The 20298-nt window shown below is 70.2% G+C and carries 19 protein-coding genes and 2 pseudogenes; 11 read left to right on the top strand and 10 right to left on the bottom strand.

The annotated features are described in order from the left end of the window. Positions 1 to 17: 17 nt before the first annotated feature. Positions 18 to 998, top strand: a complete 981-nt coding sequence (locus EF387_RS36135; protein ID WP_128380835.1) for a threonine ammonia-lyase — start codon at positions 18 to 20, stop codon at positions 996 to 998. Positions 999 to 1051: 53 nt separating this feature from the next. Here the strand turns inward: EF387_RS36135 and EF387_RS36130 are convergent. Continuing rightward, a pseudogene (locus EF387_RS36130) lies at positions 1052 to 1735 on the bottom strand (NADPH-dependent F420 reductase); the annotation flags it as partial. A 49-nt stretch (positions 1736 to 1784) separates the two neighbouring features. Here EF387_RS36130 and EF387_RS36125 point away from each other — a divergent pair. The 3 genes from EF387_RS36125 (at position 1785) to EF387_RS36115 (ending at position 3381) form a co-directional block, all read left to right on the top strand. Continuing rightward, positions 1785 to 2195, top strand: a complete 411-nt coding sequence (locus EF387_RS36125; RefSeq protein ID WP_128380833.1) for a winged helix-turn-helix transcriptional regulator — start codon at positions 1785 to 1787, stop codon at positions 2193 to 2195. Positions 2196 to 2338: 143 nt separating this feature from the next. Then, positions 2339 to 2791: an SRPBCC family protein gene (locus tag EF387_RS36120; protein WP_128380832.1), complete on the top strand. Its 453-nt coding sequence runs from the start codon at positions 2339 to 2341 to the stop codon at positions 2789 to 2791. Positions 2792 to 2916: 125 nt separating this feature from the next. Next, a complete protein-coding gene (locus EF387_RS36115) occupies positions 2917 to 3381 on the top strand; it encodes an SRPBCC family protein (protein ID WP_128380831.1) in 465 nt (154 codons plus the stop codon). A 155-nt stretch (positions 3382 to 3536) separates the two neighbouring features. Here the strand turns inward: EF387_RS36115 and EF387_RS36110 are convergent, their stop codons facing one another. Next, positions 3537 to 4844 (bottom strand): serine hydrolase domain-containing protein, encoded by a 1308-nt coding sequence (locus EF387_RS36110; protein WP_128380830.1) that lies wholly within the window; start codon positions 4842 to 4844, stop codon positions 3537 to 3539. Positions 4845 to 5108: 264 nt separating this feature from the next. Here EF387_RS36110 and EF387_RS36105 point away from each other — a divergent pair, with 264 nt between their 5' ends. The 4 genes from EF387_RS36105 to EF387_RS36090 all read left to right on the top strand — a co-directional run bounded on the left by EF387_RS36105 (position 5109) and on the right by EF387_RS36090 (position 9407). Continuing rightward, positions 5109 to 5879, top strand: a complete 771-nt coding sequence (locus EF387_RS36105) for a YqeB family protein (RefSeq protein WP_238431894.1) — start codon at positions 5109 to 5111, stop codon at positions 5877 to 5879. Positions 5880 to 6155: 276 nt separating this feature from the next. Then, the gene (locus EF387_RS36100; protein WP_128380829.1) at positions 6156 to 7271 is read left to right on the top strand and encodes an AI-2E family transporter; all 1116 of its coding nucleotides are present in this window, start codon (positions 6156 to 6158) and stop codon (positions 7269 to 7271) included. Further along, the gene (locus EF387_RS36095) at positions 7252 to 7461 is read left to right on the top strand and encodes a hypothetical protein (RefSeq protein ID WP_128380828.1); all 210 of its coding nucleotides are present in this window, start codon (positions 7252 to 7254) and stop codon (positions 7459 to 7461) included. The genes EF387_RS36100 and EF387_RS36095 overlap by 20 nt, the downstream gene beginning before the upstream one ends. Before the next feature lie 122 nt (positions 7462 to 7583). Continuing rightward, positions 7584 to 9407, top strand: coding sequence for a serine/threonine-protein kinase (locus EF387_RS36090; RefSeq protein WP_238431893.1), 1824 nt, complete (start codon positions 7584 to 7586; stop codon positions 9405 to 9407). Between the two features lie 95 nt (positions 9408 to 9502). On the opposite strand, the pseudogene EF387_RS48760 reads toward EF387_RS36090, so the two are convergent. The 4 genes and pseudogenes from EF387_RS48760 to EF387_RS36070 form a co-directional block, all read right to left on the bottom strand. Then, a pseudogene (locus EF387_RS48760) lies at positions 9503 to 9631 on the bottom strand (MOSC domain-containing protein); the annotation flags it as partial. A gap of 63 nt (positions 9632 to 9694) precedes the next feature. Beyond that, on the bottom strand, positions 9695 to 10927 hold the full coding sequence (locus tag EF387_RS36080; RefSeq protein WP_128380827.1) for a DegT/DnrJ/EryC1/StrS family aminotransferase: 1233 nt from the start codon (positions 10925 to 10927) through the stop codon (positions 9695 to 9697). A 323-nt stretch (positions 10928 to 11250) separates the two neighbouring features. Then, positions 11251 to 12513, bottom strand: a complete 1263-nt coding sequence (locus tag EF387_RS36075; protein WP_238431892.1) for a GNAT family N-acetyltransferase — start codon at positions 12511 to 12513, stop codon at positions 11251 to 11253. Positions 12514 to 13008: 495 nt separating this feature from the next. Further along, positions 13009 to 14016 carry an expansin EXLX1 family cellulose-binding protein gene (locus EF387_RS36070; protein ID WP_128380826.1) on the bottom strand — a complete coding sequence of 336 codons (1008 nt, stop codon included), beginning with the start codon at positions 14014 to 14016 and terminating at the stop codon, positions 13009 to 13011. A 375-nt stretch (positions 14017 to 14391) separates the two neighbouring features. On the opposite strand from EF387_RS36070, the gene EF387_RS36065 reads away from it, so the two are divergent. Together EF387_RS36065 and EF387_RS36060 are read left to right on the top strand one after the other, a co-directional pair. Further along, a complete protein-coding gene (locus tag EF387_RS36065) occupies positions 14392 to 15069 on the top strand; it encodes a ClpP family protease (protein ID WP_128380825.1) in 678 nt (225 codons plus the stop codon). 20 nt (positions 15070 to 15089) lie between these two features. Continuing rightward, positions 15090 to 15698, top strand: a complete 609-nt coding sequence (locus EF387_RS36060) for a ClpP family protease (RefSeq protein WP_128380885.1) — start codon at positions 15090 to 15092, stop codon at positions 15696 to 15698. A gap of 64 nt (positions 15699 to 15762) precedes the next feature. Here EF387_RS36060 and EF387_RS36055 read toward each other — a convergent pair whose 3' ends face one another. The 3 genes from EF387_RS36055 to EF387_RS36045 all read right to left on the bottom strand — a co-directional run bounded on the left by EF387_RS36055 (position 15763) and on the right by EF387_RS36045 (position 18238). Then, complete coding sequence (locus EF387_RS36055; RefSeq protein ID WP_128380824.1) at positions 15763 to 16176, bottom strand: helix-turn-helix domain-containing protein; 414 nt, start codon at positions 16174 to 16176, stop codon at positions 15763 to 15765. A gap of 248 nt (positions 16177 to 16424) precedes the next feature. After that, positions 16425 to 16811, bottom strand: coding sequence for a VOC family protein (locus EF387_RS36050; RefSeq protein WP_128380823.1), 387 nt, complete (start codon positions 16809 to 16811; stop codon positions 16425 to 16427). A gap of 386 nt (positions 16812 to 17197) precedes the next feature. Continuing rightward, positions 17198 to 18238 (bottom strand): NAD(P)-dependent alcohol dehydrogenase, encoded by a 1041-nt coding sequence (locus tag EF387_RS36045; RefSeq protein WP_128380822.1) that lies wholly within the window; start codon positions 18236 to 18238, stop codon positions 17198 to 17200. 169 nt (positions 18239 to 18407) lie between these two features. Here EF387_RS36045 and EF387_RS36040 point away from each other — a divergent pair, with 169 nt between their 5' ends. After that, complete coding sequence (locus EF387_RS36040) at positions 18408 to 19313, top strand: helix-turn-helix domain-containing protein (protein WP_128380821.1); 906 nt, start codon at positions 18408 to 18410, stop codon at positions 19311 to 19313. Between the two features lie 133 nt (positions 19314 to 19446). Here EF387_RS36040 and EF387_RS36035 read toward each other — a convergent pair whose 3' ends face one another. Then, on the bottom strand, positions 19447 to 20217 hold the full coding sequence (locus EF387_RS36035; protein ID WP_128380820.1) for a group II truncated hemoglobin: 771 nt from the start codon (positions 20215 to 20217) through the stop codon (positions 19447 to 19449). Positions 20218 to 20298 lie beyond the last annotated feature (81 nt).

The following is a 20298-nucleotide window of genomic DNA, read 5'->3' as shown; positions in this document are numbered from 1 at the left end:
CGCTACGCTGCTGTGTCGTGCAGGAGACGCGCCTCGACACCTCTCGGATCCGGGCGGCTCGCCGGGTGATCGACCCGGTCTTTCTCGACAGTCCGCTGTACCGCTGCGAGGCGCTGGAGCCCGGCCTCGGGTGCACGCTGAGCATCAAGCTCGAAACGGCGAACCCGGTCCGCAGCTTCAAGGCCCGCGGCACCGAGGTGGTCGCGAGCCTGCTCGCCGACAATGGCTCGCGAGCCGTGGTGTGCGCCAGCGCGGGCAACCTCGGCCAGGCCCTCGCTTGGTCCGGTCGTGGCCGGGGGCTCGACGTCACCGTCGTGGCATCCCGCTTTGCGACTGTGGCCAAGCTTGATCGCATCCGCGCGTTGGGCGCCAGGCTGGAGCTGGTGGACGGAGACCACGAAATGGCTCGCGAGCGGGCCGCGGCCATCGCGCGGTACGAAGGTATCCGGCTGCTCGAAGACAGCCTGGACATCGAGACCTGCGAGGGCGCGGCGACCATCGGCCTGGAACTGGTGGACACCGAGACGTCGTTCGACACCGTCCTGATCGCCCTCGGCGGCGGGGCGCTGGCCACCGGCGTGGGTCATGTGCTGAAGACCTTGGCACCCGCGGTCGAGGTGATCTGCGTCCAGCCGCTGGGCGCACCGGCGATGACGCACTCGTGGCGCCAACGGCGTGTCGTCACCACCGACTCGACCGACACCATCGCTGACGGCGTCGCCGGCCGGCGTCCCATTCCGGTCGTCCTGGACGACCTCCTTCTGGTCGCCGACGACGCCGTCCTGGTTCGGGAGGCGTCGATCATCGCCGGTATGCGGATGCTCCTCGACCACGCCGGCCTCGTCGTCGAACCGTCGGCCGCGCTCGGCATCGCGGCGATCCTCGAAGACCGTGACCGCTTCGCCGGCCGACACGTGGTCACCATCGTCTGCGGCAGCAACGTCGACGTGGACGCCTATCACCGCTGGGTCGGTGCGGCTCCCATCCACAGGTCCTGACGCGCTGAAGGGCGGGGCCTCCGCCCCGGTGGGCGCCCGGGTAGGTCGCCCGCCTACCTCTGCGAGCCGACGTGCCTGTCGTTCGAGGGGATGTGAGGGACGGCGGAGCTGGGGTCGAAGCCTGCGAAGGCCAGGCCGATGACGAAACCCGCCACCTCCTCCAGCTGGCGGACGCGACTCAGCGTTCCCAGAGCTGCCGGGATTCCGCCGACGTCACGGACCAGTTCGCCGGCGACGCGCAGGGCCTTCGCATCGTCGCCGCACATCGCCACCGTCACACGGGGCCGGCCGTCACCGGGTGGGCGCGTCCACTGGTCGGCGGGAAACAGATGGAACGCCTTCACGACCCGGGCTCCCGGAGCAAGCTCGGCGATCCGCGCCGCCATCGACGCGCCGGATTCCATGAGCAGAGTGCCGATGCCATGCGTGACGGCGTTCGTGGGATCGATCAGCGGCATCCCTTTGAGCACGCCGTCGGACGCGCCCACAGATCCCAACATGTCCTCCACACCGTCCCAGGAAACGGCGAGGAGCACCGCATCGCGCCCGGTGACCGCCTCATGCGGCGCGACGGCGAGCACTTCGTGGCCCAGCCGCTCGGCAAGCTTCTCCGCCTTGACCTGCGACCGTCCGCCGATCGCCACCCGATGTCCCGCACGTGCCCAGCCCTCACCCAGGGCCGCTGCCAGTGTCCCTGTTCCCAGAATCCCGATACGCATTTGTCTGTGCCTCTCCCCTGGCGGTCGGTCGGGTGATTACGGTAGGGAAGGTGTTCCGCACCAATCAGTGCGTGACCGGCGCGCGATGATGGGCGGCGAGATGACTGATCACGACGCCCACTGCCATGAGTTGGTCGCCGATTGCCGTCTGCGCGCGGCCACCGATCTCTTCGCCCATACCTGGGATCCTGTTGTGCTGGCGGCACTTCGCGTGGGACCACGCCGACGCCGCGAGCTCCGCGCTGCAATCGGCGGCATCAGCGACAAGGTGCTGACCGACTCCCTGCACCGTCTGCTCGCGGGCGGACTGGTCGAGCGCCACGCATATGCCGAGGCGCCACCGCGCGTCGACTACGCCCTGACCGGCTTGGGGCAGAGCCTGGTCGATGGTCCGATGATGGCGCTCGGACGCTGGGCGAACGAGCACGGCGACGAACTTCTCGACGCCCAGGAGAGCAGCGCCGCAAGAGGTGTGTGAGCTAGTTCGACGTGGGCCACCAAACCGCGTTCACCACCCTTCGGTCGCTGACGGCTGGAGACCGATGAGTATTCGCGCCCCCGGGCGTCTACAGATGCGACAGGCCCGACCGGGCCGTGACTGGGAACACGAGGAGACGAAGCATGAGCACCGAGCAGACCACCGCGGCCAACGGCTACTCCTACAAGCTGACCCGAACGCTCGACGCCCCCGCGGTGCAGGTGTGGCGGGCGTGGACCACCCCGGAGCTCTACGCCCGGTGGGCTTACGCCGTCGCCGGCTCCGTCGAGATGGACGTACGGCCGGGCGGAGCGTGGAAGGCGACCATGGCCACGCCCGACGGAGGACAGTTCCCACTGACCGGCTCGTATCTCGAGGTCACCGAGAACCGCCTCCTGGTGGTCGCCATGGACGTACCCGGCAAAGCCTCGCCGGCGACCATGACCGTAGAACTCGACGAGCAGAAGGACCACCACACGCAGATCGTGGTCCACCAGACCTGCGACACCGTCGAGGAACGTGACATGGCCGAGCAGGGTAGCACCATGCTCCTCGACAGCCTGACCGCCTTCCTCGCCGAAGAGGCGAGCGACTGAACTCGCTCCTCCGACGTACGAGCCGACCGTGGTCACGAGGCAGGCCGGAACACCGCGTCCTGCCTCGACCGACGGCAGCGGGCAGCCATCGGGCGGTTGTCGGACCCCGGTGGTTTCATGAAGCCATGACCAGCAGAAGCGTCGTCGTGGAGCGGCGCATCGCCGCTGCCCGAGGTCCTGTGTGGGAGGCCCTGACCGACCTCGCGGGCATGGAGCGCGTACTCAGCAGCGTCTCGAAGGTCGAAATCCTCACGGACGGGTCCTTCGACGTCGGCACGCGGTGGCGGGAGACCCGTCGCATGTTCGGCAAGGAAGCCACCGAGGAGATGCGGGTGACCGCCAGCGAACCACCCGAGCGCTTCGTGGTGGAGGCCGTATCACATGGCACCCGCTACATCTCGGAGTGGCTGCTGCGGGCGGACGGCCCGTCGACGACGACGGTCCGCATGACGTTCACGGCCGAGGCCCCCGGAGGCGTCCCGGGCCTGCTCGCCAGGATTCTGGGGGGCGTGGGCGCACGGGCGGTGAGGAAAGCCGTCGCGAGGGATCTCGACGACGTCGCCTCGGCGGTCGAGGCCCCCGGCGGCTGACCCTCCCCCCGGGCGCATCCTCGCCCCGGGCGCCTCACCGACAACCCCGCGCGCGCAGCCGGTCCTCCTCCGTCGGTGGCCGTGGTGGGGAGGTCACTCAGCCGTGTGTTCATCCGCCGCCCTGCTGGTTCGGACGCACCCGTGAACAACGTCCGTCAGTTCCGGCCCGGACCACGGCGGTGGTGGAGGAGGGTGCAGACCGCGTTCTCCTGGATGGTGCGGAGCCTTTTCAGGAGGGCCGGGTCGCTCGTCTTGTTCACCTGAGTGGTGAGCGAGAAGGTGAGGGAGTTCCGGCCGTCGGGCGTCGCGGCGATCAACTGCGTGTAGCCGGGGAAGTTCCCGGTGTGCCCCAGCACGACCCCACAGCGAGTGCTGTAGCGGAAGATGGCGAGTCCTGCCTTGTTGCGGCCGGGACCGGCCGGTTCGGAGGCCCCCTCGATCCAGCGGCGCTGTTCGCGCAGCACCGTCCTGGACGTCAGTTCTCCGGCGGCGTAGGCGCGGATGAACCGCGTCATGTCACGTGGAGTGGAGACGATCCCGCCCGAGGCCCACACACCGGAGGCGCCCAGCAACTCGCTGACGTCCTCCGGCGGTCCGGGCGGCTGGACGTCGTAGCCGTGCATGAACGGCTCCGGCAGTTCGTAGCCCAGGGGAAGGCTGGTGTCGCGCAGTCCGAGTGGTCGGTAGACGATCCGGCGGAGCAGTTCCTCGTAGGACCTGCGGGTGGCCGCCTCCGCCATCAGCGCCACGGCGATGTTGTCGGAGTTGGAGTACCGGTACCGCGAGCCCGGCCGGAAGCGCAGGGGCTCGTCCGCCACGAAGTCCAGCAGTCGACGGGGGTCGAAGGTCCGGCGCGGATCCTCCGCGAGCAGTTCCCGGAACTCCGGGTCCTCGGAGTAGTCGGGCAGTCCGCTCGTGTGGTTCAGCAACTGGCGCAGGGTCACCGACCGCCATGCGCGCGGGAGCCGGGGCAGCCTGCGGCCGATCGTGTCGTCGAGGCGGAGCGCGCGCTGCTGCACCAGACGCAGAGCGACGGCACCGCTGAACGCCTTCGCCGTACTGGCGATCCGCATGTGGTCGGTGGGCCGGATCGGACGGCCGCTCTGCAGATCGGCGACGCCGGCGCGCAGGACGCGGGACGTCTCCCCGCGCCGCAGCACGACGATGACACCCGGTGGTCCTCCGGCGGTGCCGACCAGTTCTTCGAGCTGTCGTTGGAGGCCACGCTCGTCCCCTCCGGTTCCACCGGCGCGACGGACTCCCTCGGCACTGACCGCACCAGCGGCGGAAGCGGCGCCGGCCGTCGGAGCGACGAGCAGGCCGCCGAGACAGGAGGTACCGAGCAGGGCGACGAACAACGGGCGGAGACGCGCGCCTGGACGTAGGCGCGGGCCCGGGCGCGGACGGCGACGAGGACGGGGATGGGGATGGGGGCGGAAACGCGGACCGAGCGTGAGTGGCATGGGGTGTCCCGGGATGTCGACGGGTCGGGGCGGACTCAGCTTGGCCGGGACCGCGCCCGCCCGCCCGTGATCTTGCTCCATCCGGCCGATCGCCGCTCTGGGCCGCGTCTCTGGGCCGCGCCCTCCCCCTGGGCGCAACCAAAGTCGCAGGCACCGTAGACCATCGGCCGACGACTGGAAGTGCGAGTCCTGTCCAGAGTGGAGACCATGCCGCTGTCCGCGGCCGGTGCCGGCACCACCCGACGGAAGAGCAGAAGCGTGGACATGAGGAAGGAAGCGGACCCGCGGGGTTCGCAGATCGCGCAGACCCCGCAGACCCCGCCAAGCCTGCGGACCGAGCTGACCGAGCGGACCCCGCAGGGGCGCAAAGTCACCGTGCTCGGGGAGCCGGCTTGGTTCTTGGTGCTCTTCTGTGTTGTGTGCGGAGGTGCGATCGGCTGGGTGGTCACACTCGCCGCCGACTGGCTGGTGACCCTGCGCTGGGCACCGCTACAGGGGCCGGCCGAGCTGCTGACCTCGGTCCCCGAGCCCGGCCGCACCATCGGTGCCGCCACCGTGTGTGCCCTGCTGGGTCTCGTGGTCGGGTTCATCGCGGTGCACGAGTCGCTGGGCGCCCGCATCTCCGACGTCCGCGTGGTACTCACCATCAGGGGCGAGGAGCGGGACTTCCCGCGTGACGCGATCGTACTGGCGGTCCGGGACGGCAAGCAGCTCGTGCTGCTAGGCCGCGGGGACGTGGAGCTCGCCCGGGAGGACTGCGGCCTCTCCTGGCAACGGCTCGCCGACGCTTTCACCGAGCACGGCTACGGCTGGGCCGACGAGGATCCGCACCGGAGCGAGTTCCGGCGCTGGGTGCCGGGGAACGCGGGCCTGCCCGAGGGGGCGAGCGCACTGCTGGAGGCTCGCGCGGCGGCACTGAAAACGAAGAACGACGCCGACGACGCCCGCGAGCTGCGTGCGGAGTTGGCGAAACTCGGCGTGATCGTGCGCGACGAGAAGGGACGACAGTACTGGCGTACGGCCCGGCGGGGCTGACAGGGGCAGTACTGGCGTACGGCCCGGCAGAACTGGCAGGGGCAGTACTGGCGTACGGCCCGGCAGAACTGGCAGGTGCAGTACTGGCCCCGACAGAACTGGCACAGTACCGACGCACGGCCCGGGGAAAACTGACAGCGCTACTGGCTCGGCCCGGCGGGGCTGACGCCGCCGGTGGCCGTGCCCGTGTCCCCGCCCGACCGGTGTGCGTCCTCTGCCCGGCGACTGACCGGCGGCGATGGCGAAGCCTGAGCCGCGTACCAATAAAGTGACCCCATGTCTGCCACCCTGAGTTCCGCGAGAGCCCGCGCCGCGCTCCGCACATCGGCGCGTGTCTCCGGGGAAATGCTGCTGGTACTTGTCATGCTCGCGGTGGCCCTCTGGGTTATGGGCCGGATGTGGTCGGTCGTCTGGCCGCTGATAGTCGGTCTCTTCCTCACCACGCTGACCTGGCCCGTGACCCGTTTCCTGCGTCGGCACGGGTGGCGTCCCGCGCTGGCCGCGTCGGTGGTGACCCTGCTGTTCCTCCTGGTCGCCGCGGGCATCATCGCTCTGATCGCGGTGCCGGTGGCTTCCCAGTCGGGCGAGCTGACCGACGGCGTGGTCGAAGGCATCCAGAAGCTGCGCGAGTGGGCCGCCGGGCCGCCGTTGAACATCGGCGACGACCAGATCAGCAAGGCGTTCGACACCGCGGTCGCCCGCGCTCAGGACGGCCTGGGCAGCATGGTCACCACGGTCGTCTCGGGAGTGAGCACCGTGGTCAACGGCTTGGTCACCGCCGTCCTCGCGCTCTTCCTGATGTTCTTCTTCCTCAAGGACGGACCGCTGTTCCTGCCGTGGCTTGCCCGTCAGCTGCCCGGTCGGCTGGCCACCGACGTGCCGGCCGTGGCCGCGCGCGGCTGGGACACGCTGGGCGCGTTCGTGCGTTCCCAGGCGGCCGTCGGTCTGCTCGACGCGGTTCTGATCGGCATCGGCCTGTGGGTTCTCGGGGTACCCCTGGTGCTCCCGCTGGCGGTGCTGACGTTCGTCTCCGCGTTCGTGCCGATCGTCGGCGCGCTGTTCGCCGGTTTGGTCGCGGTTCTCATCGCGTTGGTCTACAACGGCCCGACGGACGCGCTGTTCGTGCTGGCCATCATCGTGGTGGTGCAGCAGTTGGAGGGCAACGTGTTCCAGCCCATGATCCAGAGTCGTGGACTCGGCCTCCATGCGGCGGTGATCCTGTTGGCGGTGACGTTGGGCGGCAGTCTGGCCGGCATCGTGGGCAGTCTGCTCGCGGTCCCGGTCGCCGCGCTGATCGCGGTGGTCTGGAACTACGTGCGCGAGCAGCTCAGCGACCCGCCCCGGGAGCCGGGGCCCGACGAGACGCCCGCCGGTGCCACCGTCCCGTCGTAGGCAGGACTCCCCAAGCCGGCCGCGGCGCGGCAGCCACAACAACCAGGACAACGACGCCAACGACGCCAACGACGCCAACGACGCCAACGACGCCAACGACGCCAACGACGCCAACGACGCCAACAACGACGACCACGGCATCAACGGCAGCCAGGTCAGCCTGCGTAGTAGTCGGCACGTGTGCGGATAAATCGCCACCGTTCCGTGTGCGCAGTGCTCTGGGGGGCGTTGGTGAGCAATGCGGCGGACCGCGTAACCTGCCCCCTGCACTGGACGGCATCAGGGGGCGAACCGTTGCTCGACGAAAGACGTGTGATCGATGGACGGTTCGAGCTGCGGGAGCAGCTCGGCAGTGGCGGCATGGGCACGGTGTGGCGGGCCCACGACACCGTCCTGCATCGCGATGTGGCACTGAAGCAGGTCCGCTACGGCGACTCGCAGACAGCTGACAGGGACCCCGAGAGGGCACGGTTGCTGCGCGAGCGGATTCTGCGCGAGGCCCGCGCCCTGGCCCGTCTCAGTCACCCGAACGTGGTGACGATCCATCACATCGTCGACGAGGAACCGTTTCCCTGGCTGGTGATGGAGTGCATTCGCGGCGCGTCCCTCCAAGACCGCCTCGACGATGGGCCGTTGCCACCGCACGAGACCGCCGCGATCGGCCTTGACGTCCTGGCGGCGCTGCGGGCCGCCCACGCCGCCGGTATCCACCACCGGGACGTGAAACCGGCGAACATCCTGCTGTGCGAGGAAGACCCGGTGGGGCGGCCCGGCGTCACGGCTTCCACCGACACCCCGGTCTCGAAGAACTCCCCGGTCGCCAACAACTCCCCTGGCTCCGACAGCTCTCGTGGCTCCGACGACTCCCCCGGCTCGTCCGGCTCGATCGTCTCCAGGGCGGTGCTGACCGATTTCGGTATCGCCGCCGTCAAGGAGGAGACCCGCATCACCGTCACCGGTGACGTCGTCGGCTCGCCCGAGTTCATCGCCCCCGAGTTGCTGAACGGCGACGCGGACTCCCCGGCCGCCGACCTGTGGTCGCTGGGCATGACGCTGTACGTGGCCGTCGAGGGCGTCAGTCCGATGCGACGGGGAACCGCCCTGGCCACCCTCGCGGCGGTGCTCCACGACGAGGTTCCGCCGCCGGAGCGTGCCGGGGCGCTGGCGCCCGTGCTGAGGGAACTGCTCGAGCGCGAGCCGGAGGCCCGGCCCGACGCCACGCGGCTGGAGCATCTGCTGCGTACCGCCATGGACGGAACCAGGGACGGTACGACAGTTCTCGCGGGCCACCCCGAGAGCGGCCCTCGGAGCAGAAGCACCCCTCACAGCCGCAGCGCCTCGGACAGCGCCGGCACGGCCCACAGCCGGCGCACCTCGGACAGCGCCGCCACCTCCGACAGCACCCCCGCCACGAACAGTCCCGCCGCCACGCACAGCGGGAGCGCGGGCCGGAGCCGTCTGCCGTTGATCACTGTGGCCGCCGTCGCCGCCGCGGGACTGGCCGTGGCCGGCTCGCTGGCGTACGTCACGTGGAAGTCCGACGCGCAGAGCGGCCCGTCTAGCACCGTCGATGCCGCGCCCACCGTGACGGTCACGGCGAGTCCCGGTCCCGGCAAGAGCCCCTCCGCCGGACCCGAAAGCAAGAGCCCGTCCCCGGCCCGGTCCAAGGCCGGCGAAGCCGCGACACCGGTCGCGGCAGAATCACCGAAGAAGACCGTGACCGCCACCGCGACGGCGACCGCCCCGTCCGCCTCCGGCGAGCCGGCGACCGCATCGCCGGGAGCGGTCGATCCCGAGGCCTTCGTCAACCGCTGGATCAGCAAACTCGACACCATCTGGAGGGACTCGGGCACCGCCGTCAGGGATCAGCGCCTGGCGGCCGTACGCAAGCAGATACCCAATGCACAGGTGCTGGTCACCGACGACTTCGCCTCCATGGGAGCCGGGTACTGGGTGATCTACGTACCGCGCGCCTTCTCGACGGGCACCGCGGCGGTCGAGTACTGCGTGGCACGCGGCCGTACCACCGAAAGCGAGTGCGTGGGCCGCTATCTGAGCCACAACAGCGCCGACAGCCCGTACACCTGCTCCCCCACCGCCGACGGCCAAACCACGGGGCGCTGCGCGTATCCCTGACAGGTGGGCGAGGCCACACCGCCGACATCGTCCCCCACGCCCCACGCCCCGCGTCCCCCGCGCCTCGGCCGCCGTGCCGCCGGCGGCACGGCGGCCTTGACCGTGACGCCGGCGTGGACGTCACCCTCGACTCCGAGCCCGGCGAGCAGGGTGATGGCCGGTCGGTTGGGCTTGGTGAACGAGTAGACACTGTTGCTGCTGACTGCCGTTACCGTCCCGTGCATGCCTCGCGGCCCCCTGTTCGACAGCGGTGATCGTCTCCTCGGCAGCGTAGCCACCGGCTCCTCTCACTGGCCGAGGGGTGTCGGCGGTGTGGTGTTCGGGAGGGGAGCGGGGATCGGCGGGTGGTGCGCGCTGGTCGCCTGCTCTTTGATCAGGGCCTTGGTGATCCTGCGGGCCAGGAGTGGGTCGGCCGGAAGTACGTGCGAGGCGAACCAGCGGGCGGCCGACGGGTCGGGGGACGGTTCGACGAACTCCGCGCCCGCGTAGTCGTCGAGCGGGGGGTCGTAGACGTACCCGGCCACCACGCCGTGATTCACCAGGCGTTCCAGGAGGGCATTACGGCGGTGGACCAGGAGCGGGACCCGGAAGAGGGCGAGGGAGCCGTCGGGGATCGCCCGGTCGCGGAGTGCCTGGGAGGCCCAGTCGGTGCCCGACAGCAGGGTGACACCTGCCCTGCGGCGGGTGAGGTCGTCGTCGAGGTGAGCCATCCGCAGCTCCAACTGCCCGCGCATCAGAGCACCGTGACGGGCCCGGAAGCCGTGCAGGTCGACGCGGACCCACGGCTCGTACGCGGTCAGACTCGGCGCCTCACGCGCACAGCCGGACAGGCGCGGCGCGTGCAGGGCCATGCGGAAGTCGTCGCGCTCCAGCATCCCGAGGTGCTGCATCGTGCGCCACACGGGACGCACCAGGTGGAGCGTGCGCACGGCTGATCGTGCCAGCGGCCGCAGCGTCGTGGCCAGGTCGTCGCGGAGGCGACGCGGAGTCAGAAGGTCGTCGCGCAGCAGTTCCAGCTCCCGGCGGGTGCGCGGATCCTCGACGGCGAGGAATCCACCTGCCATCGCCGCGACGTGCTTGGACAGGCTGAACGCCGCCGCCGTCCCGAACGTCCCGATCGGCTGCCCGTCCACGTGCGTGCCGATCGCGTGCGCCGCGTCCTCGATCAGGGGGATCCCCAACTCGTCGCAGCGACGCCGCAGTTCAACGACGCGGTCCGGCATCCCGTACAGGTTCGTGGTCAGGACGGCGTCCACACCGCGCCAGGTGGACTCCGGTACGGCGGCGGGGTCGATGTTGCCGTCCCAGGGGGACACGGGCGCCTGGACCGGGCGTAGTCCGGCCGCGAGGACCACGAAGAGAATCACGTCGTCGTTCACCGGTGACATCAGCACCCGCGCGCCCGGCCGGCACCAGCGCCGCAGTGCCAGGTACAGGGCGAGCCGTGCCGAGGGCGTGTAGACGCATTCGCGTCCGAGTCGCCGTGTCATCATCGCGGCGAGCCGCGATCCGTACGGCATCGTCACCTCCTCCGTCGAAGGGTCACCTGAGGGCACAGTGCGCCTGCGCGAGCGTCGAGCGGGGCCGCCACCATGTCCGGCAGGCAGCGCGTCGTGCGCCAGAAATCGCGTGGCGCGCACAGAAAGCGCGTGGTGCGCCTACCGGTCACGTGCTGCGGAAACGTGCCTAGCGGAACAGGCCGATGTGGCGGTGTCGTCAGCGTGAATCGGTTGCGTCGGCGTGGTCGGTGGGCGCGTCAGCGTGGTCGGTGGGCGCGTCAGCGTGGTCGGTGGGCGCGTCAGCGTGACTGGTTGCGTCGGTGTGGTCGCCGGCGTCAGCTTGATCAGCGTGTGCGGGGTGCCGCTCTGCCCGAGGCCGTCCGGCCCGTTTGGCCCGTTTGGCCCGTCTGGCCCGTCCGGCCCGATCCATCTGGGGAGCGCCCCGGTCGTCCCCGTCGCCCCGGTCCCCCCGGTCCTCCCGTTCCCCCCGGTTCAACTGGTCGTTCGGGTCGGTCCGCCCGGTCGGCCGTGCGGAGCGTGCCGACGGTCCTCAGCAGTCGGTCGGCCGGTTCCCGCAGCGTGGGATGGGCCAGGACCGTGTTCCGCAGGCCGCGTACCGGTCTGCGCCACAGCCGGTGCGCCGCCGCCACCGGGTGGGGTCGGGTCGCGAACCCTTCACCCACGCGCAGTTCACGGGTCTTGAGCCAGTCCTTGTACTCCTTTTCGCCGCGTCCCAGATCGAGGAGCCGCACGCCGTGCCGGCCCGCCGCCTCGGCCATCCGCAGATGCATGATCAGTCCGGGCGAGTAGTACCGGAGTTCGGGGTCGTACGCGGTGAACCAGGCCGCGAACACCGTGCGCGACCTCGGTCCGAAGTGCGCTGCCACCGGCCGGTCGCCGGCGTAGACCACGGACAGCACCCCGGTGAAGTGCTCGTCGCGGACGTGGAACAGGTGGTCCACCAGGTCCACGATCCACGGCCGCGCGAACCGGTCCATCCGTCCCGTCCGGCGGTATTGGGCCGACTTCCATTGCATGAGCCGGTGCAGCACCCGCGGGTCGCGCTCGTCGAAGACGAACCGCATCTCGCCCAGGTCGCGCCCCAGTCGGCGCTCCTTCTTCAACGTGGTCTTGGCCAGCCCCGGGTATGCGCCGCGCAGCCACTCCGCGTAGTCACCGTAGTCGCCCGCGCCGTCCTTCAGGTCGATCACGGGTGAGGCGAAGCTCCCCGTGACATAGCGGCCGAAGGGCTTCTGCTCCTCCACGAGGTGGTCGAACTCGAAGACGGACAGCCCGCAGGCCCGCAGCAGTTCCTGAGGGTCCCAGGTGACCCCGGGCCGGTGCACGAGAGCCTGGCAGTCGGAGAGGCCCAGGCCGACGGCCCGGCCGACACCGAAGGCGTTGCGCTCGTAGGGGAAGAATCCCACGGCCTCACCGCCCTCGTGCAGGACCGCCACCTGCGCGCCACCGCGGTACCTGCCGATCCCGGCGGCGAACTCCGGCGCCAGAAAGGGGTTTTCGTACTCGGGCGACTCGTCCATCGCCCGGTGCCAGGCCTGGCGGAGCGAGGTGCTCAGGTCCTGGGGTCTGTGGATCGTTATCTCCACGTCAGATCAACCGCCCTTCCGCAGGCCTCCGGAGGGACGTGCAGGTCGCGGCAGGAGCCGGCAAGGCGTGTGGAGCGTACGGATCGCGTGGATCACACGGATCGAAGGGACTGATCGAGACGATTGGAGCGAACGAGATGACTTGAGCGAACGAAACGAACGGAGTGAACGAAACGAATGGAACGATTGGAACGCGTGGATCATGTGGATCAATGTTCATGGATCGCATGGGCGACCGCTCCCCCCAATTCCCCCATGACGCGCTGTCCGCGCCCTGCCACAACTACGGCCGTTCGGTGGGGATCAAACGTCGCGAACCAGTACGCACGCTGTCAAGGGTGTACGTGGTAATGGAAGAGTACGGATCGGATGGCCCGTCCACTCGACACCGTCCACCCCCGTCAGTCACTCAACTACCGGCCCGCCCCGGACTGTTGCGGAACCGTGCGTTCTGTTTCCGTTCGAGGGACCGCCCGGGGCTCGATTCTGTTCCGGTCAGTGTCGGGCGAACTGGACCCGGGTCGGCTGCACGGCGTCCGGTCGCAGTGCGATGCCGTTGATCGTCAACTGCTCTCCGTAGATGTCGGTGACCCTGATCGCGCCACCGCACCCGCTGCCGTCGGCGGAGAGGAAGTAGTTGTATTCGGTACGGGGCAGCCGACGCCAACCGCTCCCGGCGCGGACCTCCAACCGGGCCACCGGGTTGCGGTGGTCGATCACCTGGATGCCGCACCAGTACGGGCTGGACCCGGTCTTGTAGCGGATGGAGACGGTGTCGGAGGTGCTGGGGCTCAGCAGGCTCCAGGTGATCGGGATCCGGCCACGCGACAGCTCGGCGAGTTTGGCGAAGGCCTGTTTCGAGAGGTCGAGTTGGCCCGGTGCGCAGGGCAGCGGGCATTCGTTGGTGATGCGGACGGTGACGGATGCGCCGCCCGCCGCGCGGACGAGCACGTACGCCCCGCACGCCTTGGACACCTCGTAGTCGGTGTGGTTCATCGCCGCGACCATGAGGTCGTCGCTCGGGCCGTACAGGCAGGCGCCATCGCCGGTACCGGCGTCGTAGTGGGTGGCGACCCCCTGATAGGTGGCATCGGGCCGGATCCGTCCCGCCAGGGGTGCCGCGGCGGAAACCGCGCGCGGAGTGTCCCTGGCCGATGGCCGCGCCGGTGGGGTGGTCGCGGTGGTCGCGGTGGTCGCGGCAGTGGCGGCTGCCGGGGTGGTCGCGGAGGCCGTCGCGGTCGGGGAGCCCTTGGACGGCTTTCGCTCCGGGGGTGTCGGCCGATCGGTCACCCGGGCGCCGGTGGCGGGTGTGGCCGCGGTGTACCGGGCGCCGGCCTCGCTGTCGGAGCGGAACGCCATGACCAGGGATGCGACGAGCACGGCGGCCGCCACGGCGGCGACGGAGACGGATATGACGACCGCGCGGCGCCCGCGGCCGGAAGGGCCGGGGGAAGGGCGGTGGAAAAAAGAGCGGCGGGGAGAGCGGTGGGAAGGGCGTGCCACGGATGAGTCCTTGCGTGGTTCAGGGGAACGGATGGTTCGGCGAGCAAGTGGTCAGGGAGAACTGGTGCTTCGGAGATCACGTGGTTCTCGTGAGACATCGGTGAAGGGGGCTTCCGACTCATCAGTGGTCACCGTGGCCGAAAAGGTTGCCGGAGTGCCGGAGTAAGGCGCGTTACCCCGATCCCGACCGGCTCCCCCGCCCACGGTCCCGCCGGCTCCCCCGCCCAAGAGACGGCCCAGAGCCGGCTCCTCTGCCCTGAGCGAATCTGCCACCAGCCAAGATCCCTGGCCCGGTCCTCCCGACCCGCCGACAGTGGGAGGACCAGGAGGATCCTGCGGCGAACGGCGCCGAGGGACTGGTGAGTTGGAGGGTTCATGTGGGAGAGCCGGACACACGGCCTGGAGCGGCTGGATCTCGGCCTGGATCGCGGCCGGGAGCCGCGGGGCGAGTCGGGGGACACCCCTCCGTCGCGCTTCGACGATCATCTCGCCGCGCAACTGCTCGGGCAGCGCATCGTTTTCCTGGGGACACAGGTTGACGAGGTGTCGGCGCACCGGATCTGCGCCCAGTTGCTGCTGCTGTCCGCCGAGGATCCGCGGACGGACATCAGTCTGTACATCAACAGCCCGGGAGGTTCGGTCACCGACGGTCTCGCGATCTACGACACCATGCGGCTGATCCCCAACGACGTGTCCACGCTCGCCGTCGGCTTCGCCGCCAGCATGGGGCAGTTCCTGCTGAGCGTCGGCACGCGCGGGAAGCGGTTCGCTCTGCCGAACGCGCGGATCATGATGCACCAGCCGTCGGCGGGCATCGGCGGGACCACCGCGGACATCGCGATCCAGGCCGAAAACCTGGAGTTCACCAAGCGGACCATCGAACGGATCACCGCCGAACACACCGGGCAGACGCCGGAGACCATCTCCCGGGACGGCGACCGGGACCGCTGGTTCACCGCCGAGCAGGCGAAGGAGTACGGGATCGTCGACCGCGTCGTCGAGTCGCTCGCGGACGTCCGGCCCGCCGCCACACGACCGAGGATGGGGCTCTGATCCGCATGGGATACATGGACATGGGGACGTACACGATTCCGAACGTCGTGGAGCGGACGCCGCAGGGTGAGCGGTCGTACGACGTGTTCAGCCGGCTGCTGTCGGAGCGGATCATCTTCCTGGGCACGGAGATCGACGACGGGGTCGCCAACGTCGTCATCGCGCAGCTGCTCCACCTGGAGGCGGCGAGCCCGGAGACCGAGATCTCGATCTACATCAACTCGCCCGGGGGTTCCTTCACTTCACTGATGGCGATCTACGACACGATGACGTTCGTGCGGGCGCCGATCTCCACCCTCTGCGTGGGGCAGGCGGCCTCGACGGCGGCGGTGCTGCTGGCCGGCGGCGATCCCGGGCGGCGGATCATGCTGGAGCACGCGCGGGTGCTCCTCGGGCAGCCGGCGACCGGCGGACAGCGCGGCACGGTGTCGGACCTCAGCCTGCACGCCAAGGAGATGCTGCGGATCCGCTCGCAGGTGGAGGAGGTGCTGGCGCGGCACACCCACCACGACGTGGCCACCCTGCGCGCCGACATGGACCGGGACAAGGTGTTCACGGCCCAGGAGGCGGTGGCGTACGGGCTCGTCGACCAGGTGCTGAGCAAACGGGTGCTCGGGATGACGGCCTGAGACGTGCCGCCACCGGCCCCGAGGTCACCTTGCCCGAACTGCGCCAGGCGGCGAACGGCGCCCGTCAGGCGGCCAGGCACATCCCGTCGTACGAGGACGTGGTCGCCCTGCGCGCCGCACCCGGCGACGGCATGGAGGTGACCGATGCCGTCCGGCGGACGATCTCCCCCTGCGCCAGCGCGAGCAGATCGGCGAGACCGAGCCCCAGGGCGCGGGCGGCGGCCGCGAGGACCTCGGAGGAGGCCTCCTTGCGGCCGCGCTCCAGTTCGGAGAGGTACGGCATGGAGATCCGCGCCTCGTCGGCCACGTCCTTGAGCGTCCGCTCCTGCGCCTGCCTCTCCCGGCGCAGGACGTCTCCCACGACGTCCCGCCACAACGGCTCCTTCTGCGGGGCGGGTTCGGGACCGGGACCGGCGCCGGGCGCGGTGGCCGGACGCAGCGGAATGACTCGGGCTTGCCTGGGCGCGTGATGGGTCACACCTTCAGGGTAGGCAGCGCCGCGTCCCACGGGGAGCGGTCGGCGTTCCGCCCCCGGCGAAACCACCGAGTGCACCACCGCGGCCTCGCTCGACAGCGGGTGACCTGGAGCCGATCGAGGCCGCCCGGGGTCCGGCGAGGCGGCGCGGGACTTCGCCCGCTGAGCCGCTCCGCGCCCGAGCCGCGCCGAGCCGAGCCGCCCCTCTCCGAGCCCGAGCCGCGCCGCGCCACACCGAACCGCTTCGGGATTCACGCTCCCCCGCTGCCGTACGGCCTGGTCAGGATCTCCAGTCTGTGGCCGTTCGGGTCGTCGAAGTACGTGCCGCGACCGCCGTCGTTGCGGTTGATCGCGTCCGGGCGGCGGTGTCCGGGGTCGGCCCAGTGGGTCAGTCCGGCGGCCTCGACCCGGGCGAGGATCGTGTCGAACTCCTCCTCCGAGACCAGGAACGCGTAGTGCTGTGCGGCGATCTCGCCGTTCGCGTCCATGTAGTCGAGGGTGACGCCGTTGGGGATCTGCACCGGGATGAACGGGCCGTACGGCGCGCCCACTTCGAGGCCCAGCAGATCGGCGAGGAACCGTGCCGACGCCTTCTTGTCACGGGCGGCGACGATCGTGTGGTTGAGCTCGACGGACATGAGGGACTCCTCCCTGGTCGCGGCCTGGCGGACAGTTCCACGCTAGGCGGCGGCCCGGTGGCACACCATCGGTCGCCGGTCGGGCCCCGCATGAGTCCGGGGAACCAGGTCCCGCGCCATGGGCCCGGGGAACCAAGCCCCGCGCCATGGGTCCGGGGAACCAAGCCCCGCGCCATGGGTCCGGGGAACCAAGCCCCGCGCCATGGGTCCGGGGAACCAAGCCCCGCGCCATGGGTCCGGGGAACCAAGCCCCGCGCCGTGAGTCCGGGGAACCAAGTCCCGGCACCCCGTCCGTCCATCAACGTCCGTACATCAACGTCCGTACATGAACATGCGGGTGCGCGGGGCGGACACCCGGCCGCCCCGCGCACCCGCAGTCCGGACGCTCAGATCGTCGCCGTGTCGATCACGAACCGGTACCGCACATCGCTGCTGACGACCCGCTCGTACGCGTCGTTGATCTCGGACGCGGCGATCAGCTCTATCTCGGCGCCGATTCCGTGCGTCGCACAGAAGTCCAGCATCTCCTGGGTTTCCTGGATGCCGCCGATGCCGGAGCCCGCGAGGGTCTTGCGGCCCGCGATCACGGAGAACAGGTTCAGCGAGACGGGCTCCTCCGGCGCGCCCACGTTCACCAGCGCGCCGTCCGTCTTCAGCAGCGACAGCAGCGCGCCGAAGTCCATCGGCGCCGACACGGTCGAGACGATCAGGTCGAATGTGCCGGCCAGTTCCTTGAAGGTCTTCGGGTCGCTGGTGGCGTAGTAGTGGTCGGCGCCCAGCTTCAGCCCGTCGTCCTTCTTGCGCAGGGACTGCGAGAGCACGGTCACCTCGGCGCCCATGGCGTGCGCGAGCTTGACGCCCATGTGACCGAGCCCGCCCAGGCCGATGACGGCGACCTTCTTGCCGGGCCCGGCGTTCCAGTGCCGCAGCGGGGAGTAGGTGGTGATGCCGGCGCACAGCAGCGGGGCCGCGACGTCCAGCGAGAGCCCGTCCGGGATGCGCAGGGTGAAGGCCTCGTCGACGACGATCTTCTGGGAGTAGCCGCCGTAGGTGGGCTCGCCGTTCTTGTCGAGGGCGTTGTACGTGCCGACGTTGCCCTTGAGGCAGTACTGCTCCAGGCCCGCCACGCAGTTCTCGCACTCACGGCAGGAGTCGACCATGCAGCCGACGCCCACGCGGTCGCCGACCTTGAACTTGGTGACGCCGGGGCCGACCTCCGCGACGATGCCTGCGATCTCGTGTCCCGGCACCATCGGGAAGATCGCCTCTCCCCAGCCCTCGCGTGCCTGGTGGATGTCCGAGTGGCAGATGCCGGCGAACTTGATGTCGATCAGGACGTCGAACTCGCCGACGTCCCGGCGCTCGATGATGGTGCGCTCCAGCGGAGCCTTCGCGGCGGGGGCGGCGTAGGCGGCGGTGGTGGTCATGCCGGGGGTTCTCCTAGCTGGTCTGGCTGCGTCTCGGCCGGTCCGGCCGGACTGTCACCACTGTGCCGAAGCGGAAGCCCGTCATCCAGCCCTCGGCTCTGCCTACGACCAGTGGTCCTACTACTGCGGGGGTCAGGATGGCAGGCCTACGAGCATGAATACTGGGCGCATGGACGAACGGCCCGAACCCGTGCCGGAGCCCGGACAGGCGCTGGACCGGCGCGCCGAGCTCAGTGAGTTTCTGCGCACCCGGAGGGCCCGGCTGAAGCCCGAGGACGTGGGGCTGCCGTACTTCGGCCGGCACCGCAGGGTGCCCGGTCTGCGCCGCGAGGAGCTGGCCCAGCTCGCCGGGGTCTCCGTCGCGTACTACACACGGCTGGAACAGGGCAACGGACGGAACGTGTCCGCGGAGGTGCTCGACGCGATCGCCCGCGCCCTGCGGCTGACGGACGCCGAGCACGCGCATCTGACGCATCTCGCGAAGCCGAAGCAGCACAAGAAGAAGACGTCCGGGCGGCCGCAGCAGGTCCGGGCGGCGCTGCGGCAGCTCGTCGACACGATCGACGGCATCCCGGCGTACGTGGTCGGCCGCCGCTCCGAGATCCTCATCTGGAACCGGATGGCGGCGGCGGTGTTCGGGGACTGGTCGGAGCTGCCGCCGCAGGAGCGGAACTGGGCCCGGATGGTGTTCCTGAAGCCCGAGTACCGCGACCTGTTCGTCGACTGGGAGGGCAAGGCGGCCGACATCGTCGGCTATCTGCGGATGGACGCGGGCTGCCACCCCGACGACCCGCGGCTGTCCTCTCTCGTGGGTGAACTGTCCGTGAAGAACGAGGACTTCCGCAGACTGTGGGCCGCGCACGACGTCAAGGAGAAGAGCCACGGCGTCAAGCGGCTGTGCCACCCGCTGGTGGGTGAAATGACGCTCTTCTTCGAGACCTTCCGGCTGCCCGACGACCAGGAGCAGTCAGTGATCACCTACCACGCGGAGCCCGGATCCGCCTCGGCGGAGGCACTGCGTCTGCTGGCCAGCTGGGGCACGGACGCGACCCGGGCGGGGACGGCGACGCAGTAGCCTCCCGTCCCGGGTCGTCAGGGGCTGCCGCCCCGGGGCCCGCTGTGTGCCCCCTCGCTCACGGCTGGTACGGGCCCTCGCTGTGTGCCCCTTGCTCACGGCTGGTACGGACCCCCGCTGTCTGCCCCCTCGCTCACGGCTGGTACGGCGGTGCCGCACCCCACGACCACTTCGGTACGGGCTGCTCGGCCGGGGGCGTGGCGTCGGGGCCCGAGAAGTACACCGCGAGCCGGGTCCCCCATTCCGCGTAGGCGAGGAACGCGGAGCGGAACTCGGCGTCCGTGGGCAGGCCCGCCTCGTCCGCCGCGTCCTGGAGCAGGTTGACCCAGCGGCGGCGCTGAGTTTCGGTGATGTTCCTGCCCAGGTGCTTGGCGACCATGTGGCCGTGGCCGCCCTGGGTCTCGGAGTACGCCGGCGGGCCGCCGAAGACCTCGCCGAGCCACAGCGCCACGTGCTCGGCGTGCTCGGGGGCGAGACCGGCGAAGACCGGGGCGAGGACGTCGTCCTTGAGGACCTTGCCGTAGAACACCTCGGTGAGGCGGGCGAAGGCCTCGGCGCCGCCCGCCCAGGCGTACAGGGTGGGTACGGAGGCGCCCGTGCCGCGTACGGTGGTCGGCTTGTAGTGGCGCATCTCCTCGATGTTGCCGACGAACGCCTTGATCTCGGCGAAGAACTCGGCGAAAAGCTCCGACTTCCGGAAGCCCTCGAGGTGGTCCTCGGTCGAGGTCCAGGTGATGCGCAGGATGAAGTGCTCGAAGTCCTCCTCGCAGCGGGCGAGTTCGTAGTCCACGCACTGGGGGGCTGCCGCGAGCCGTTCGGCGGCCCGGGTGTAGGCGGACAGGAACTCCGCCGACTGCTGCTCGGGGATGCGGTACCGGATGTACTCGACGGTGTGGGCAGTCATGACCCCACACAAACACGTACGGCCCGCCGGATCCATCGGGATCCGGCGGGCCGCCGCCGTTGTCAGCGCTCGGCGGAAATA

Source organism: Streptomyces cavernae (assembly GCF_004023625.1).
Lineage (GTDB): Bacteria > Actinomycetota > Actinomycetes > Streptomycetales > Streptomycetaceae > Streptomyces > Streptomyces cavernae.
The sequence above is the reverse complement of the archived record's forward strand: the minus strand, read 5'-3'. Positions and strand labels throughout refer to the sequence as shown.

Excerpts from the sequence above, each read along its gene's own strand:
- EF387_RS36045 (WP_128380822.1), bottom strand. The coding sequence starts at position 18,238 with ATGACCACCACCGCCGCCTACGCCGCCCCCGCCGCGAAGGCTCCGCTG.
- EF387_RS36050 (WP_128380823.1), bottom strand. The coding sequence starts at position 16,811 with ATGTCCGTCGAGCTCAACCACACGATCGTCGCCGCCCGTGACAAGAAG.
- EF387_RS36080 (WP_128380827.1), bottom strand. The coding sequence starts at position 10,927 with ATGCCGTACGGATCGCGGCTCGCCGCGATGATGACACGGCGACTCGGA.
- EF387_RS36115 (WP_128380831.1), top strand. The coding sequence starts at position 2,917 with ATGACCAGCAGAAGCGTCGTCGTGGAGCGGCGCATCGCCGCTGCCCGA.
- EF387_RS36035 (WP_128380820.1), bottom strand. The coding sequence starts at position 20,217 with ATGACTGCCCACACCGTCGAGTACATCCGGTACCGCATCCCCGAGCAG.
- EF387_RS36065 (WP_128380825.1), top strand. The coding sequence starts at position 14,392 with ATGTGGGAGAGCCGGACACACGGCCTGGAGCGGCTGGATCTCGGCCTG.
- EF387_RS36060 (WP_128380885.1), top strand. The coding sequence starts at position 15,090 with ATGGGGACGTACACGATTCCGAACGTCGTGGAGCGGACGCCGCAGGGT.
- EF387_RS36040 (WP_128380821.1), top strand. The coding sequence starts at position 18,408 with ATGGACGAACGGCCCGAACCCGTGCCGGAGCCCGGACAGGCGCTGGAC.
- EF387_RS36120 (WP_128380832.1), top strand. The coding sequence starts at position 2,339 with ATGAGCACCGAGCAGACCACCGCGGCCAACGGCTACTCCTACAAGCTG.
- EF387_RS36100 (WP_128380829.1), top strand. The coding sequence starts at position 6,156 with ATGTCTGCCACCCTGAGTTCCGCGAGAGCCCGCGCCGCGCTCCGCACA.
- EF387_RS36105 (WP_238431894.1), top strand. The coding sequence starts at position 5,109 with ATGAGGAAGGAAGCGGACCCGCGGGGTTCGCAGATCGCGCAGACCCCG.
- EF387_RS36110 (WP_128380830.1), bottom strand. The coding sequence starts at position 4,844 with ATGCCACTCACGCTCGGTCCGCGTTTCCGCCCCCATCCCCATCCCCGT.